The 15,936-nt window shown below is 62.1% G+C and carries 11 protein-coding genes; 8 read left to right on the forward strand and 3 right to left on the reverse strand.

Annotated elements, in window-relative coordinates:
- Window positions 1-68: 68 nt before the first annotated feature.
- Window positions 69-746: a sugar transferase gene (locus TRIHO_RS07870; protein WP_068241794.1), complete on the forward strand. Its 678-nt coding sequence runs from the start codon at window positions 69-71 to the stop codon at window positions 744-746.
- Window positions 747-886: 140 nt separating this feature from the next.
- Here the strand turns inward: TRIHO_RS07870 and TRIHO_RS07875 are convergent, their stop codons facing one another.
- Window positions 887-2,761 (reverse strand): M10 family metallopeptidase C-terminal domain-containing protein, encoded by a 1,875-nt coding sequence (locus tag TRIHO_RS07875; RefSeq protein ID WP_068241795.1) that lies wholly within the window; start codon window positions 2,759-2,761, stop codon window positions 887-889.
- Window positions 2,762-3,776: 1,015 nt separating this feature from the next.
- On the opposite strand from TRIHO_RS07875, the gene TRIHO_RS07880 reads away from it, so the two are divergent.
- Window positions 3,777-5,591: a M10 family metallopeptidase C-terminal domain-containing protein gene (locus tag TRIHO_RS07880; protein WP_082705064.1), complete on the forward strand. Its 1,815-nt coding sequence runs from the start codon at window positions 3,777-3,779 to the stop codon at window positions 5,589-5,591.
- A gap of 211 nt (window positions 5,592-5,802) precedes the next feature.
- Entirely contained in the window at window positions 5,803-7,326 is a 1,524-nt protein-coding gene (locus TRIHO_RS07885) for a M10 family metallopeptidase C-terminal domain-containing protein (protein ID WP_068241799.1), read from the forward strand.
- Between the two features lie 80 nt (window positions 7,327-7,406).
- On the opposite strand, the gene TRIHO_RS07890 is transcribed toward TRIHO_RS07885, so the two are convergent.
- Window positions 7,407-8,423: a replication initiator protein A gene (locus TRIHO_RS07890; protein WP_068241801.1), complete on the reverse strand. Its 1,017-nt coding sequence runs from the start codon at window positions 8,421-8,423 to the stop codon at window positions 7,407-7,409.
- A gap of 481 nt (window positions 8,424-8,904) precedes the next feature.
- Here TRIHO_RS07890 and TRIHO_RS07895 point away from each other — a divergent pair, with 481 nt between their 5' ends.
- The 3 genes from TRIHO_RS07895 (at window position 8,905) to TRIHO_RS07905 (ending at window position 12,843) form a co-directional block, all read left to right on the forward strand.
- Window positions 8,905-10,314 (forward strand): AAA family ATPase, encoded by a 1,410-nt coding sequence (locus tag TRIHO_RS07895; RefSeq protein ID WP_068241802.1) that lies wholly within the window; start codon window positions 8,905-8,907, stop codon window positions 10,312-10,314.
- Window positions 10,315-10,384: 70 nt separating this feature from the next.
- Window positions 10,385-11,509: a ParB/RepB/Spo0J family partition protein gene (locus TRIHO_RS07900; protein ID WP_068241805.1), complete on the forward strand. Its 1,125-nt coding sequence runs from the start codon at window positions 10,385-10,387 to the stop codon at window positions 11,507-11,509.
- Between the two features lie 359 nt (window positions 11,510-11,868).
- Window positions 11,869-12,843: a glycosyltransferase family 2 protein gene (locus TRIHO_RS07905; protein ID WP_068241807.1), complete on the forward strand. Its 975-nt coding sequence runs from the start codon at window positions 11,869-11,871 to the stop codon at window positions 12,841-12,843.
- 7 nt (window positions 12,844-12,850) lie between these two features.
- On the opposite strand, the gene TRIHO_RS07910 is transcribed toward TRIHO_RS07905, so the two are convergent.
- Window positions 12,851-13,687 carry an ABC transporter permease gene (locus TRIHO_RS07910; RefSeq protein ID WP_068241809.1) on the reverse strand — a complete coding sequence of 279 codons (837 nt, stop codon included), beginning with the start codon at window positions 13,685-13,687 and terminating at the stop codon, window positions 12,851-12,853.
- A 361-nt stretch (window positions 13,688-14,048) separates the two neighbouring features.
- On the opposite strand from TRIHO_RS07910, the gene TRIHO_RS07915 reads away from it, so the two are divergent.
- On the forward strand, window positions 14,049-15,233 hold the full coding sequence (locus TRIHO_RS07915) for a sugar transporter (RefSeq protein ID WP_068241870.1): 1,185 nt from the start codon (window positions 14,049-14,051) through the stop codon (window positions 15,231-15,233).
- A gap of 18 nt (window positions 15,234-15,251) precedes the next feature.
- Window positions 15,252-15,905: an ABC transporter ATP-binding protein gene (locus TRIHO_RS07920; RefSeq protein ID WP_068241811.1), complete on the forward strand. Its 654-nt coding sequence runs from the start codon at window positions 15,252-15,254 to the stop codon at window positions 15,903-15,905.
- Window positions 15,906-15,936 lie beyond the last annotated feature (31 nt).

Consider the following 15,936-nt stretch of genomic DNA (forward strand, 5'->3'; position numbering starts at 1 on the left):
AATTTGAGCTAAATCGGACATAGTCGTTCGGGTATCTTCTGTCATTGTTTGCGTGGGAAGGCTGGTTAATGCTTGATATTGTTCAAGAATTACATTCACGAGAAGTACATCAACACCATATTGAAGGTCACAACGGCATTTACGCCCAGGTCGGAAAGCGCCTGTTTGATCTGTGCCTCGCCCTGCTGCTGCTGCCTCTGATCCTGCCAATCATTGCAATTCTCGCAATTTTGGCCCGCAGAGACGGCGGCGAAGCCTTCTTCGGACATAAACGTGTGGGCCAGGATGGCGTCTCGTTCCGCTGCTGGAAAATCCGCTCCATGGTGCCCGACGCGGCCGCCCGGCTGAAGAAACACCTGGACGAAAATCCAGAAGCGGCGGCGGAATGGGCGCGGGATCACAAGCTGACCAACGACCCTCGGATCACCCGTTTCGGGAACTTTATCCGCAAGACCAGCCTTGATGAGCTGCCACAGATTCTGAACGTGCTGAAAGGCGAAATGACATTTGTCGGACCCCGCCCTGTCATCACCGATGAACTGCCAAAATATGGCAACAAGGTTCAGCACTATCTGGCACAGAAGCCGGGGATCACGGGTCTTTGGCAGGTCTCCGGGCGCAATGATGTCAGCTATGACGAGCGGGTTGATATGGATGTCGCCTATCTTGAACGACGCTCTTTGATGCTGGACATCAACATCATCGCACGGACGGCGCTTGCCGTACTTGGCACAACCGGTCGCTGATCACTGGCCACGTCGGCCCGAAGCAACAGGTATTTATTTTGCGTTTTCAGTGCCGCCGACCGGGGTCCGGTCGGCGGCACTTTATCCTGAAGGATCTGCAGGTCAGATCGCGGTGTCAGTCGCCTGGCCAGACCGCCCGCTCAGACCCAGGCCAGAATGTCGTTGTCGGCACTGTCCAGATCAAAGATCCCCATGAACTCCAGCGTATCGCCGGTGTCAAAGGTCAGGACCAGGCCCCCATCCGTCACCTGCCCATAGGTCGAGATCAGCTGATCCAGAGCCAGCTCGTCTTCGACCAGATCCCGGTCAAGCTGCAGGCTATCGCCCTGCCAGAGCTTGAAATCCTTGATCCGGTCAGAACCGGACCCCGCATCGAAGCAGAAGACATCCGCCCCGTGGCCACCGGATAGAACATCGTTCCCCAGACCGCCATTCAGCGTATCATTGTGGTGTTGCCCGACCAGAAGGTCATTGCCCCCCTCGCCAAAGAGCACATCATTCGAGCTGTTGCCGTAGAGAATATCCCGGTCATCACCGCCATAGATGGTGTCGGTTCCGGTGCCGCCCCAGATCCGGTCCGTCCCCGCTCCGCCATGGGCCACGTCATGGCCGCCGCCAAGCTCGATATGATTGTCGACCTCGTTGCCCGTGACGGTATCATTGCCGCTGCCCATGATCAGATTTTCGATCACGGTATCTTCGGCAATGGCCAACGATCCCGTGCGGCCCTGGATATCCGAGAAGCTGCCGCCGTTCAGATCCACCGTATTGCGCGTGCTGAGCGAGGACAGATCCAGCGTGTCATCGCCGTCGCTGTCATAGATAGTGAAGACGAAATTCCGGTTGCTGCCCAATGCCGCATCGCCGCCCAGAAGGAAGCTGTCAAAGACGTCATCCAGGTAGTTTCCAAAATCCGACCCATGACCCCAGAGGCTGTCGCCAGCGGTGGCCGCATCCGCGCCGGGGGCGCCATACATCGACTGGATGGCAACGATATCCGCCATCATCGCAGTGATCGGCAGCCCATAGCTGGCATCCACCGAGGTGTTTTCCTGCTGGCTGAAGTAGGACATCACGGACATCTGCCAGCTGTCGTTGACAAAATTCTGGTTGCTGCCGTAAACCGCGCCGCCATTGTAGTAGCCCTGGTGGCCAAGCCCGAGCGCATGGCCCAGTTCGTGCACATGGGCCACCATGCTGTAGCTGTTCAGCTCGGTACCATAGCGGGTCAGCCAGTCCTGTGAAATGTTGATATCAACACCGGTGATTTCCGTGCCCCAGGTCCGCGTTGTGGCATAGGCGCCCGAGGAATCGTCACTATAGGTGATCTGTGCCGCGCCAGAGACCTCGACAAACTGCAGATCCGCGACCATTTCCCAGGCCTCGAACGCCCAGCGGGCAAGCTGTTGCCCCGCCGCTGTCAGGCCGGTCAGATTCACCGTGATCTCATTGCTTTCGCTCACGTCAAAGGAGCGCTCGTCCCGGCCCGATTCTTCCCAATAGCCATCGACCAGGTAATCGGCGAGCACCTGCACGCCGGCTTCTTCCGTCGCGCTGACGGTGGGGGCATTGCTGTCGATATCCAACCGATAGGTGCCGGTCAGGCTGTCCCGATAGGAGCCGACAGAGATATAAAAGGTGCCACCGGACTGCACCGTCATGTTGACTTCGGCATCATAGGTATGGCGCCCGTCATCATTCCCGGCCACCTGTTGGCCATTGCTGTTGTACACGCGCAGGAAGCCATCATAGAGGGTGCCGCCGCCGCCCCAATAGCCGGATTGGGAAATCTGATAGGTCACGCCGGCCTCAAGGGTCACAGCGACCCAATCGCGGTCGCCGACACTGTCCAGCGCGCCGTAAAAGCTGCCGCCCACGGGCAGGGAATAGCCGGTATTCAGATTGTCGGAGGCATCACCGCTTTCAAAGAAGTTGGCTCCATTTATGCGCAATCCCTCGCTGTCATTGTGGCGGGCGGGATCAAAAACCGTTGTTGCCGCGCAAAACTCACACATTGTGCACGCTCCTGTTCACTGGGGGGGTATGTGAAACTTCATCAACCGACCTGTTTAAGCCGGATCTGGGGTCTAGAAATGCTCAGGCAGTGTGGTGAAAAAGCGGCGGAACCGTGAGGGAAGTTGGCGGAACCTTTAGCCTTATATTTAAACCTTCTTAATTGGCCACCGGTGGACATGATCACGCACAGGGCGTTCTGGCCGCATCCGAGGCACTCGGAGCGGGGGAGGATTGAGCAAGACAGAGTCTCCTGGTTATCGTCTCGGGCCTACCAGCATGCCGTTTCAGGCACCTTGGTCGGGGGACAAGGCCAATCGAGCCGGGACTGCGATACCAATGCATGTCGCGTGCCGCAAGCCACCTCTATTTTCAGACATTCAGGAAGTGCAAAATGACCCTGATCAGTCCCGCGATCCATTCGGGTGCAGATCAACCTGAGGATGAGGACGATTGCGCTGCGGATGGCCCTCCGCAAGGGGCTGTTTTTCTGACGATTTTCCACCGCGGCCCAGGGGTGGAAAATACCCCCGATAATCAGTGTTATGTAATGAAATCAGGGCATGCGCGCGGATCTCTCGCACCTGGGTCCAGCGGCACTGCGACAGGATGTCGCGCCGCGATGCCGCCAGTGGCGGTTCAGCGCTGATCCCCCTGGTGGACCGCATAGCGCTGGAAGCGCGGCTCCCAAAGATCAGGATCCAGGGTCGGGATCCACAGTGGACGCTTCTAATTATAAACAAATTTGATAAGGACTCTATTAACTAAATGCCCGCATCGGGCAGGCCATCGGGGGCAGGTGCCCCCCTCTGTTCCGGGCGTCTGAAACCAGGTCAGACACCTGATTTAACTAGATAATATCTGGCGAACATCACGCTCCGACTCGGGCATTTCCCGGTTTCGCGCAACCGTTCCGAACACAATCTCACCCAAAATAGAACAAGATCACCCGGCCATTAAGGATCCCGGGCTGCCTCGGCCTTTCGACTGCCAACGAGAGAAAGTGAGTGATCTTCCATGTGCCAGATGTGCATCCAGACCCGAACCTTCGACCCGGCCCGCCACACCGATGGGGAGGCCGACAGAGCCTTTGCGCAGGTTTCCGAAGTCGGGGATGCCGATGCCGCCATCAGCACCAGCTACAGCCTGTCCGAAGGCGACAGCTTCAGCGGCGCGGTGACGGAGCTGGGCGATCGTGACTGGATCCGGGTGACGCTGGAGGCCGGCGAGACCTACGAGATCCAGCTGACCGGCAGCACCAGCGGCACCGGCACCCTGGAAGACAGCATTTTGCGGCTCTACGATGGCGAAGGCACGCTGATCACCTCCGATGACGATGGCGGCGCCGGGTTTGAATCGGCCCTGTCCTACACCGCGACCAGCACCGGCACCTATTACATTGCCGCCGCCGCTTACGGCGACGAGAGCACCGGCAGCTATCAGATCGCCTTTGACAACAGCGCCGCCGAACCTGTCGACACCGGCGAGACCGGAACCCTGGACGAAATGGCCGACTATCTGACCGATGGCTACTGGAATGAAACCGGCTATTCCGGCGGGGCCTTTGACACCTCCTCCAGCAACCAGATCACCGTCAATATCACCAGCCTCACCGCCGACGGCCAGCAGCTGGCCCGCTGGGCCTTTGAGGCCTGGGAACTGGTGGCCGATCTGGATTTCGTCGAAACCACCTCGAACAGCGCCGACATGATCTTTGACGACAGCAACAGCGGCGCCTATGCCAGCTACTCGCTGATGGGCGAACGCATCACCTCCGCCGAGGTCAATGTCAGCCAGAACTGGGTCCGCGACTACGGCGCCAGCATCTCCAGCTATACCTTCTCGACCTATATCCATGAAATCGGCCATGCGCTGGGGCTCGGCCATCAGGGCAACTACAACGGCAACGCCACCTATGGCGAGGACGAGACCTTTGCCAATGACAGCTATCAGCTGTCGGTGATGTCCTATTTCAGCCAGGAGGACAACACGACGGTCGACGCCGATTATGCCGACCCCGCCAGCGCCATGATGGCCGATATCGTGGCGATCCAGAACCTCTATGGGGCGCCCGGCAGCGACAGCCAGACCGGTGGCAATACCGTCTGGGGCGCCAATACCACCCTTACCGGCTATCTCGCCGATGTGTTCGAGGGGCTGGACGGCAGCCCCAATGACAACCTCGGCACCGATGACATCGCCTTTACCCTCTATGACCGGGACGGCATCGACCTGTTCGACCTCTCCGAGAGCGACACCGACAACCGTCTCGATCTCAACGACATGGGGATTTCGGATATTGGCGGGCTGACCGGCAATGTGATGATCGCCCGCGACACGGTGATCGAAAACGCCCGCATGGGCAACGGCGATGACACGGTGACCGGCAATGAGGCCGATAACACGATCAGGGGCCAGAAAGGCAACGACAGCCTCTCTGGCGGGGCCGGCAACGACAAGCTCATCGGCAATGGCGGGCGCGACGCGCTGGAGGGCGGGTCCGGGCGCGACCGTCTGGCCGGTGGTGGCGGACGCGACGAACTGGATGGCGGATCCGGGCGCGATGTGCTGATCGGTGGCAGCAAATCCGACAGTTTCATCTTTGACACCGGCTGCGGCCGGGACAAGATCCGCGACTTTGAACTGGGCACGGACCAGTTGCATCTGGGCGCGGCGCTGCTCGACGGGCTGGAGACCGCCGAAGCGGTCCTGGAAAGCTTCGGGCGGATTGCCAATGGCAAGGCGATCCTGAACTTTGGCGACGGCGATGTGATCAAGCTGCTCGGGGTGAGCGACCTCGACACGCTGATCGACGATATCCTCTTCGTCTGATCCCGCGCCAGATCGGTGCCGCGGCCGGGCCCGGCACCACAGGACACAGGAGACACGGCAGGCGCAGAGCGCGCGCGCTTCGGTCATACTTTATCCGCAATTTTTCTGTACCCCAAAGGGCAGGGCCGCGGCCCTGCCCTCTTTGATTTTGCTGGATCGCCCCGTCCCGCTGGGCCGATCCCCCCAGCGACCTGACCGAAAGTGATCCGCCATGTGTGACCTCTGTTCCCTGACCCAGACCTTCGAGCCGACCCGTCACGCGACATCCGACGCAACGGCGGAGGCCTGGCGGCTGAACGGCTGGGTCCTGGAAGGGCTGACCTGGCCCGGCGACACGGATGAAGAAGAAGAAGAGACCCCGCCCGAGCTGCCCACCGCCACCCTGGACGAGATGGCCAGCTATCTGACCACCGGCTTCTGGGCCGAGGCCGACGAGGACTCGCGCAGCTTTGCCGAGGTGATCGGCAACAGCAGCGACCATGTGATCACCGTCGACCTGACGGCGCTGACCACCGCCGGCCAGCGCCTGGCCCGCTGGGCGCTGGACAGTTGGGAAACAATGGCCGATGTGCAGTTCACCGAAGTGCAAAGCGGCGGCGACATCCAGTTCGACGACAATCAGGACGGCGCTTTTGTCACCTATGAAGAGGACGGTTTCGGCCGCCTGCAGGCCAATCTGAACGTCTCAGTGAGCTGGCTGCAAACCTACGGAACCTCGATGGATTCCTACGTCTTCAATACCTATGTGCACGAGATCGGCCATACGCTCGGGCTGGGGCATCTGGGCAATTACAATGGCGCCAGCGGCAGCATGAGCTTTGCCAACGACAGCTACCAGGCCTCGGTGATGTCCTATATCCCGCAGGATCAGAACGACACTGTCGAGGCCAGCTATGCCGAGGCGGCCGGGCCGATGATCGTCGATATCCTGGCCATTCAACAGCTCTATGGCGCCTCGACCGTTACCGCCGGCGCCACCACCTGGGGCGTGGATGGGCTCTATTCCCGGCAATTCACCACCCTGCTGTCACAGGATGACGAGACCGGTCCCATCGGCTTTGCCATCTATGACGCCGATACCGACCTGGATGGCGATGGGCTGGTCGATGTCGATCTGATCGACCTCTCTCCCAGCATCACCGATGACCGGCTCGACCTCACTGCGGAGCGGTTTTCCGATATCGGCGGGCTGACCGGCAACCTCGCCATGGCCCGCGGCACAGTGATCGAGAACGCCCGCATGGGACAGGGCAATGACACCGTGCTGGGCAATGCGGCGGACAATGTCATCTGGGGCCGGGCCGGGCGCGACCGCCTGGAAGGCGGCGCCGGCGAGGACCGGCTGATCGGCGGGGCTGGCCGGGACCGGCTTTATGGCGGGTCGATGGACGACAGGCTGCTGGGCAAGAACGGCCGGGATTACCTGGATGGCGGCGAGGGCAATGACATCCTGCGCGGCGGCAACGGGGCTGACAGGTTCTTTTACGGCTTTGGCCACGACCGGGACAAGATCAAGGATTTCACCCTGGGCGAGGACCAGCTGCTGTTCTCCGGTCTCGACTTTGGCCGCGAGAATGCCGACGCCCTGGTGGCCCGCTATGGGAGCGTCAACGGCAAGGGGGTCGTGCTTGATTTCGGCAGTGACGCCACCGGCCTGGCCAGCGCCGACGACGTGCTGATCCTGCACGGGATCTATGACCTCGCCGCGCTGGCGGATGATATCGTGTTTGTCTGATCCGGACCGAGGGGCGCTGCCCCTCGCGCTCCCCGAGGTATTTCAGAAAAGATGAAGGGCGAAGGCGGGCAAAGGCGCGTTCAGCCCTGGGTCTGTTTCCGGACCCAGCCCAGGAAGGCCGCATCGGGTTTGCGCAGGCGGGGGCCGCCGGTCCTGGCCCAGACGGCGCGCCAGTCGGCCTCCAGCGCGTGGACGTCGATGCCGGGCATCAGGCGGCGGGCCGCGTCGCGGGCTTCCTCGGACACCACCGGTGGTTTGCTCTCCAGCACCCGGTTCTTCTGGGCAAAGCGGATGATGTCGCCGGGTAGCTCCGTCATCTCGTAATCCGGCAAGGGCTGGGATTTTATCATGTCGCGGACCATCTTGCGAAACACCCGGCGCGGGCTGGCGGAGCCGGATTTCTTCAGCAAGGTCTCGACCGAGATCTGCCAGCTGTCCTGGCGGCCGCAATGTTTGCGCGCCAGCTCGTAGACGCGGCGTTCGAGCGGTTTGCGCAGGCGGAAATAATCGCGGCTGAGCGTCAGCACCGATTTCGACAGCACGGCCCGGTACAGCCAATCCGACAGGGTGACGGCGACCGACACCATGCGCCCGCCGCGCGCCTTGCGGACGATCTCCCAGCTCTCGATCAGGCCAAAGCCGGAGGTGATCTCCTGTTCGAAACCGGGGCCACCTGTGGTGATATTGGTGGTGATGCGGGTGCCGGCCAGCCGCTCGAAGGCCTCGCGCAAGCGCCGATAGGCATCGCCCGAGGTTTCCCGGTTGCAGGCCACCAGCAGGTCATGGGCGGTCAGATGCAGCGTCCGGCTGACCTGCCGGCCGGCGTTCAGCGCCCCCATCAGCTGGCTGATGCAAAAGATCAGGATGTCCTTGTCGTGGATCGTCGCCAGCCCCTTGACCGACGGGGTCACGGTGATTTCGGCGCCATTGTGCTGGTAGTTCAGGATGCGCCGGTCGGGGCGGGTGCCCAGCGAGAACAGCGGGTGTTCCATCGAAGCGAGGTCATTCTTTGGCATCGCATCAAAGATATCGCAGAGGAAATAGGCCCCCTGCCCTTCGGGCGGATAGCCCCCTGCCCCGCTGACCGCGCTTGTCATAAATGCCTGTCCTGCTGCTCGGCCGTTCTGGCTGTATCGCGAGATTCGGCTTCGTGGTTTTGATTACACCCACCCTAGGGTTATCCACAGCCCCGCACAACGGGGGTTCAGAGTCACCGGCTCGGGGGTTTGGAGTCATTTCATCGGGGTTTCAGAGTCGCACAGGCCGGACGAAAGCGCCAGGGAGCCAATAAAAAAAGGCCTTTGCGCGCAGGCAGGTTCTGCCTTAACACTAAATAACACAAATATAACGATGCAGAAAATTTTGCACAGACCGGTGCCCCCCATGATTGCCCAGGGACCGCAGCGGATTTAAATGCGGCAAGCATCGGATTTGCATAGAAAATTCAATCGACATCATCATAATACTTCCACCTGCTGCCTTTTGTGCTATCTTGGAAAAAAGACGATACATGATCGAGGCGCATCAAGAGGCAAGGCCCGGACGCCTTTCGTTTTTCCAGCATGAGGCAGACGCAGGATGGCCAAAGATATCCACAGCAAGGCAGGTCCCGCCCTGCCCCCCTATTTCAACATTGATCCCGATGCGGCGGCAGCCGATCTGGACCAGCCCACCGATACCGCGCGCTTTGCCGAGATTGCCGAAGGCTGCGCCCGGGGCCGCGCGGATCTGGCCAGCCGGGGCCTCAATGAGGCCGGGTCAAAATCGCTGCGCCTGTTTTCCACCTGGGAAATCACCCGCTATCTGATCCCCGTCGCCCAGGCCCATTTCCGCCGGGTGCTGAAGGCCAACCCCGATCTGCCCCAGGGCCGCAACGAGACCGAGGGCGGCGCCAAGTGGTTCACCCTCGACGAGGTGCTGCGGCTGCGGGCCTTCTTTGCCGCGCAGGGCTCCAAGGCCAAGAACTACCTGCCCTACCGCCCCGAGGGCCTGCCGGCAAAACTCGTCGCCGTGGCCAATTTCAAGGGCGGCGTTGGCAAGACCTCGACCGCGGCGCATCTGGCGATGTCCGCCGCGCTGGATGGCTACAAGGTGCTGGTGATCGATCTGGATTCCCAAGGCTCGATGACCTCGATCTTTGGCGGCAAGGTGGAGGATGAGTGGCAGACCGCCTTTCCGCTGCTGGCCCGCCACTACGGCGAGCATCTGCGACTGGAAAATCAGCGGCGGCTGGATCGCGGCGACGCTCCCCAGCCGCTGGACGAAAGCCTGACCGCGGCGATGGAGATGACCGCCGGCGACGTGATCCAGCCGACCCATTGGCCCAACATCGACCTGATCGGGGCGCAGTTGAATTTGTACTGGGCGGAGTTCCAGATCCCGGTCTGGCGGATGGCGGCGCGCAGCTGGAAACTGTGGGACGCGCTCACCGACCGGCTGGAGGCGGACGGGGTGCTGGACCAATACGACGTGGTCTTCATCGACACGCCGCCCGCCCTTGGCTATCTGACCATCAACGGGCTGTCGGCGGCGGACATCCTCCTGGTGCCGATGGGGGCATCCTTTCTGGAGTTTGATTCCACGGGGCGGTTCTTTGATATGCTGCATTCCACCTTTGCCTCCATCGAGGAGGGCGAAAACCTCGCCGCCCGTGCCCTGGGCCGGCCCGAGATCGGTTTTGAATGGGATGCGGTGCGCGCGGTGATCACCCGCTATGACAGCGCCCAGCAGGGCGAGCTGGCGGGGCTGGTGCAGGCCTATATGGGCCCCACCCTGTCGCCGCACCGGCAGGATTTCACCGCCCTCATCGGCCAGGCCGGCGAGCAGGTGAATGGCATCTACGAGGCGGATTATCGCGATTTCAACCGCGAGACCTACGCCCGGGGCCGGGAGACTTTTGACGAAACCTATGCCGCCTTCAAGCGGCTCCTCACCGGCGTCTGGCGGCGCGAAGAACTGGCGTTGCAACAAGAGCGCGCGGCTTCCTGAGGGGATGTCAGGATTTTGCTGCGAGACTGGGGGTGCTCTGGTCTCGGGGCTGACGAGAAGGACGACGAGAATGGCAAAACGCAAACGGTTGACCCCGGCCCAGCAGACCTATCTGAGCGCCGCCGAGCAGACCGCCTCCGGGCCGGCAGCCGCGGGCGCAGGCCTGGCCAAGGGCGTCTCGGTCGGGGCCGCCCCGATTGCGCAGGTGGCCTCTGACACCTCTGCCGCTGCCGCCCTGCAGGAGCTGTCCGGGGTTCTGGAAAACGCTCGCGCCCGGGGGCTGATGATCGAAGAGCTGTCGCTGGATGCGATTGACGAGACCTATCTGGTGCGCGACCGCATCGTGCAGGACGAAGAGGACATGCAGTCGCTGATGGACTCGATCCGGGCGCGCGGCCAGCAAACCCCGATCGAGGTGGTCAGACGCGACGGTGCCCCCGGTGTGCTGACCCATGGGCTGATTTCTGGCTGGCGGCGCCTGACGGCGCTGCGCAGGCTCTACGCCGAGACTTCAGAGTCTCGCTTCGCCACCGTCAAGGCTCTGATCGTGCGGCCCGACAGCGCGGCGGATGCCTATCTGGCGATGGTCGAAGAGAACGAGATCCGGGTCAATCTCAGCCATTATGAACGGGCGCGTATCGCGATGCGGGCGCTGGCCGAGGGGGTCTATCCGGATCAGCGCAAGGCCTTGTTGGGGCTGTTTCTGAACGTCCCCCGCGCCAAACGGTCCAAGATCGCCAGTTTCGTCACCGTGGTGCAGGCGCTGGATGCGGTGCTGCGCTATCCAACCGCGATCCCGGAAAAGCTGGGCCTGTCCCTGGCGCGCCTGTTCGAAGACGACCCCAGCGCCGGCCCGGCTCTGGCCGACCGGTTGCGCGCGGCGCGGGTGGAGAGCGTGGCCGAGGAGCTGACGCTTTTGCAGGGCGCGCTTTTGGCCCAGAATAAGACTCTGTTGCCGGGGTCAGAGCCTGATCTGCCCGCCCCTGCCCCGCTGCCGGCTGCGCCGCTGTCCCCAGCCAAGCCCCGTCTGCGCAGCCTCGACCCGGTTGCCGCACCGGGCGAGCGGATCAGCCTGCAGGCGGCCCCCGGCGTACGGCTGGCCTTTACCGCCGATCAGCATAAGATCGAACTGAGTGGCGATGGTGTGACGGCGGATCTGATGGCCGAGCTGAAGGCCTGGCTGGCCACCCGCTGAGGCGCCTGGCTCTGTCCTTGCGCATGATCCGCTCTGCGACACAAAGCGCGTTCCTCCCGGGCGCGCTTTTGCGTTTGCCCCATAATGAGAGCCGGTTTTGGCGCTCCTCAATATAGGTCAGTAATATTGACCTATTGTTTCGCGCGCGAAACATTGGGTAAGGAGTGCTGACCTATTGTTTCGCGCGCGAAACAATGCGTAAGAAAGGCTGACCTATTTTCCACCCATCCTATTCCCCCATCCCCTGGCCTGCCCAATCCGGGAAAGATGTTTGACAGGACGGGTGTTTTAAGGCTTCTCCTGCCCCGCGATCCCCCGATTGATCGCCCCCCACTGATGACCCCGGAGCAGCCCTTCTCATGACCTCTCGTAAACTCGTTGCCGTGGTGGTGACCTATAACCGCCTCGACAAGCTGCAGGTCACCCTGGCCCGGCTGCTGGCCAGCTCTGCCACGGAACTGGCGCAGGTGGTTGTGGTCGACAATGCCTCCACCGATGGCACCGGCGATTGGCTGGCGACGCAGCAGGATCCGCGGATGACGGTGCTGTCCAGCAAGGTGAACTCCGGCGGCGCCGGTGGGTTCGCCTGGGGCATGCGCCACGCGATGGAGCGGTTTGCCCCCGATTGGCTGGTGGTGATGGATGACGATGGCCGCCCGGAGCCCGGCGCGCTGGCGGCCTTCCATGCCCTGGCAGATGACAAATGGGACGCGATCGCCGCGGCGGTCTATTTCCCCTCGGGCGAGATCTGCGAGATGAACCGCCCCTCGCGCAACCCGTTCTGGCGCCTGCCGGAGTTCTGTCGCACCTTGCTGGGGGGCGGGCGCGGCGGGTTTCACCTTGATCCGGCCGAGTATCGGGGCGCCGGTACGGCGATTGATGTGACCTCTTTCGTGGGGTTCTTCATCTCGGCCCGCGCGATCCAGCGCATTGGCTATCCGGACCCCAGCCTGTTCATCTATGGCGATGACGGTATTTATACATTGCAGCTGACGGCGGCCGGCGGGCGCATCGGCTTTGAGCCGGGGGTGCGGTTTGAGCATGACCTGACCTCGTTCAGCGGCGCGGGCGAGGTGCAGCGCGGCCGTCTCGATCCGCTGTGGAAGGTCTATTACTACCACCGCAATCTGCTGATCCTCTATCGCCTGGCTGCGGGCCTGTGGTTCTGGCCGGTGCTGTTGGTGATCCTGCCGCGATGGCTGATGAAGGCCCGCCACTACGGTCAGGACCGGCGCGCCTTTCTCCGTCTGCTCTGGCATGCGGTGGTCGATGGGCTGCGGGGGCGCACCCAGGTCGGCTTTGACCAGGTCAAACACTGGTCCGGGAAGGGCTGAGCCCGGTTCAGCGCTTGTTCAGCACATCCCGGTGATAGCGCCCCATCAGGATCAGCCCCAAGGTCAGCAAGATCAGGGAGACCATGATCACGTAAAGCGGGCTGACATAGGCTGCCGCATAGGTGGGGTAGATACCGGTGCGGAACAAGCCGGTGATATGGATCAGCGGATTGTACCACAGGATGTCCTGGGCCAACCTCGGCAGGTCATCATAGATAAAGAGGACCCCGGAGGCCAGAAACAGGGGCCGGGTCAGGATGCTCCATGCCATATCCCAGATCGGAAACAACCCCATCAGGACGCAGTTCAGGGTCCCAACACCCAGCCCCAGCAGCATAGTCAGGGCGGTCGCCTCCAGAACCGGTCCGGCGGAAAATACGGCATGGGCATCCACCAGGCTCATGATGCCCCCGATCAGCAGGGCGCCGATCAGGATCTGGGTGATACTGTTCAGGATGAAACGGGCCGCCACCGCATCGACCCAGGTAACAGCGGGATATTTCAGCAGCCCGGAAGAATAGCGGATCGCGTGCGCCGTTGTGTTGGAAAGGATGTTGTACAGTCCAAAGGGCAGGTAGCCGCTGGCGTAGAACAGCAGAAAGCTGGTGCCGAGCGAAGGGCTGCGCATGACGAGGGAAAACCCGAGCGACAAGAACAGGATCGCGGCCATGGGCTCCAGGATGGCCCAGATATAGCCGCCGGGGGTGCGCCCGTATCGCGCCGACATCTCGCGCAGGATCAGCGCGGCGATGGTGCGCAGGCTGGCAAAACTGCGGTTGGTGGTGCGCCCGGCGGCGGGGGCGAGAGCGGGGCGAATGGGGGGCTGTTCTGAAGAGGATGCCATCTATTGTCCGGCTGCTTTTGGGTTGTGAATGGACGCGAAGGCGCTGATACACTATCGACGACTATATTGACAAAGAAAACGGCCAAGGGCCGGGCAGGCGAATATGAAACAGGACCGTGGCCTCAAGCGTCGTTCTACAGGAACCCCTTCGAACAGGGCCTCTCGGAGCAGGGGCGGTGACCTGGAAACGTCCGCAGCGCAGGCTGAGTCCTCTGTTGGCACCCCCGTCGACTCCAGTGGCGCCCCGGGCATCGGCAAAGGCCGAGGCAAGGGTGGCCCCAAGGGGGGCAGTGGCGCCAAGACGAGCAAAAGCAGCAAGAAACTCGGCAGGCTGCGTCGCAAAAAGAAGGCGGCCGAGGTCATGGCCCGCCAGTTGCAGCAGCAGCTGGAGGATCAGCCCAATTTTCCGGTGGCGCGCCCAGCCAGCATGCAACGCCGCCATTGGGGGATCGTGGCCAGCTTCTTCCTGCTGGTGCTGGCGCCGCTGCTGGCGGTGGTCTTCTACCTGTGGACCATTGCCGAGGATCAATATGTCTCCACCGCCGGCTTTATCGTGCGCAGCCAGGAAACCTCGGCCAGCGCCGATGCGCTGAGCGGCCTCGGGGGGCTGCTGGCGGGGGGATCGACCGCGTCGGACAGCGATGTGCTCTATGCCTTCATCCAGAGCCAGGAAATGGTCGAGGCGGTGGAAAACCGGGTCGGCCTGCGCCAGCATTTTTCAGCTCATTGGCCGCAGGACTGGGCCTTTGCGCTCTGGCCAGAGGCAACCCTGGAGGAGCTGACCGGCTATTGGCAGCGCATCCTGGGGATCGCCTATGAAAGCGATTCCGGCCTGATCGAGGTCAAGGCCTCGGCCTATGATCCGCAGACGGCCCAGGCGATCACCACCGCCGTCGTGGCGACCAGCCAGGACCGGATCAACGCGCTCAACGAACAGGCGCGTGAGGATGCCATGCGCTATGCCCGCGCCGATCTGGACGAGGCGCTGGAGCAGCTGAAGGCGGCGCGGGAGGCGATGACCCAGTTCCGCACCCGCACCCGCATTGTCGACCCGGCCGCCGATATCCAGGGCCGCATGGGGGTGATGAACAACCTGCAGCAGCAGCTGGCGACCGCGCTGATCGATTTCGACCTGCTGCGCGGCGCATTGAGCCCGGATGACCCGCGGCTGAAAACCGCGGAACGGACCATCAAGGTGATCCGCGAGCGGATCGACATCGAACGCCAGACCTTTGCCTCCGCCGACAATACCGAAACCGGCGCCATCGGCGAGGATTACCCCTCGCTGATTGCCGAGTTCGAACGTCTGACGGTGGATCAGAACTATGCGGAAGAAAGCTATCGTGCGGCGCTCGGGGCGCTGGAAGTGGCCCGGGACGAGGCCACACGGCAGAGCCGCTATCTTGCCACCTATATCAAGCCGACCCTGGCAGAGAGTTCAAAGTATCCCAACCGATTGATCATTGCGGGGCTGGCAGGGCTGCTGCTGCTGATGGTCTGGTCGATCATCGTCCTGATCTATTATTCGATCCGGGACCGCAGTTGAGAACGCAAAGAGACGGCGATGATCCGGTTTGAGAATCTGACCAAAAGCTTTTGGGTCAATGGCAAGCGCAAGATTGTCATCGACAACCTCAATCTGACCCTGCCCACCGGGCGGTCGCTGGCGCTTCTGGGGCGCAACGGGGCGGGCAAATCCACCCTGCTGGAGATCGTCGCCGGGATCCAGCGGCCCGACCACGGGCGGGTGGTCACCGATGGCACGATGTCCTGGCCGGTGGGGCTGGGGTCTTCGTTCCACCGGGATCTGTCGGGGGTGGAAAACGTCCGCTTCATCGCCCGGGTCTATGGCGTCGATACCGATGACCTGGTGGCCTTCGTGCAGGATTTTGCCGAACTGGGGCCGTCGTTCTACATGCCCATGCGCACCTATTCCAGCGGCATGAGATCGCGGCTGACCTTTGGCGCCTCGATGGGGATCAAGTTCGACACCTATCTCGTGGATGAGGTGACGGCGGTGGGGGATAAATCCTTCAAGGACAAAAGCCGCGCGCTGTTTGCCGACCGGATGAAGACCTCCAGCGCGATCATGGTCAATCACAACATGAACCAGATCCGGGAGTTCTGCGATGCCGGCGTGGTGCTGGAAAAAGGCCGCGCGCAGTATTTCGACGATCTCGAAGCGGCGATCACCCTGCACCAGACGATGCTGAGCTGACCACAGGCCGGCCGCTCAGCATCGGTCTCAG

It is taken from the genome of Tritonibacter horizontis, assembly GCF_001518015.1.
Classification (GTDB): domain Bacteria; phylum Pseudomonadota; class Alphaproteobacteria; order Rhodobacterales; family Rhodobacteraceae; genus Epibacterium; species Epibacterium horizontis.

Coding starts and splice junctions, on each gene's coding strand:
- TRIHO_RS07870 (WP_068241794.1), top strand. CDS start 69: ATGCTTGATATTGTTCAAGAATTACATTCACGAGAAGTACATCAACAC.
- TRIHO_RS07875 (WP_068241795.1), bottom strand. CDS start 2,761: ATGTGTGAGTTTTGCGCGGCAACAACGGTTTTTGATCCCGCCCGCCAC.
- TRIHO_RS07880 (WP_082705064.1), top strand. CDS start 3,777: ATGTGCCAGATGTGCATCCAGACCCGAACCTTCGACCCGGCCCGCCAC.
- TRIHO_RS07885 (WP_068241799.1), top strand. CDS start 5,803: ATGTGTGACCTCTGTTCCCTGACCCAGACCTTCGAGCCGACCCGTCAC.
- TRIHO_RS07890 (WP_068241801.1), bottom strand. CDS start 8,423: ATGACAAGCGCGGTCAGCGGGGCAGGGGGCTATCCGCCCGAAGGGCAG.
- TRIHO_RS07895 (WP_068241802.1), top strand. CDS start 8,905: ATGGCCAAAGATATCCACAGCAAGGCAGGTCCCGCCCTGCCCCCCTAT.
- TRIHO_RS07900 (WP_068241805.1), top strand. CDS start 10,385: ATGGCAAAACGCAAACGGTTGACCCCGGCCCAGCAGACCTATCTGAGC.
- TRIHO_RS07905 (WP_068241807.1), top strand. CDS start 11,869: ATGACCTCTCGTAAACTCGTTGCCGTGGTGGTGACCTATAACCGCCTC.
- TRIHO_RS07910 (WP_068241809.1), bottom strand. CDS start 13,687: ATGGCATCCTCTTCAGAACAGCCCCCCATTCGCCCCGCTCTCGCCCCC.
- TRIHO_RS07915 (WP_068241870.1), top strand. CDS start 14,049: ATGGCCCGCCAGTTGCAGCAGCAGCTGGAGGATCAGCCCAATTTTCCG.
- TRIHO_RS07920 (WP_068241811.1), top strand. CDS start 15,252: ATGATCCGGTTTGAGAATCTGACCAAAAGCTTTTGGGTCAATGGCAAG.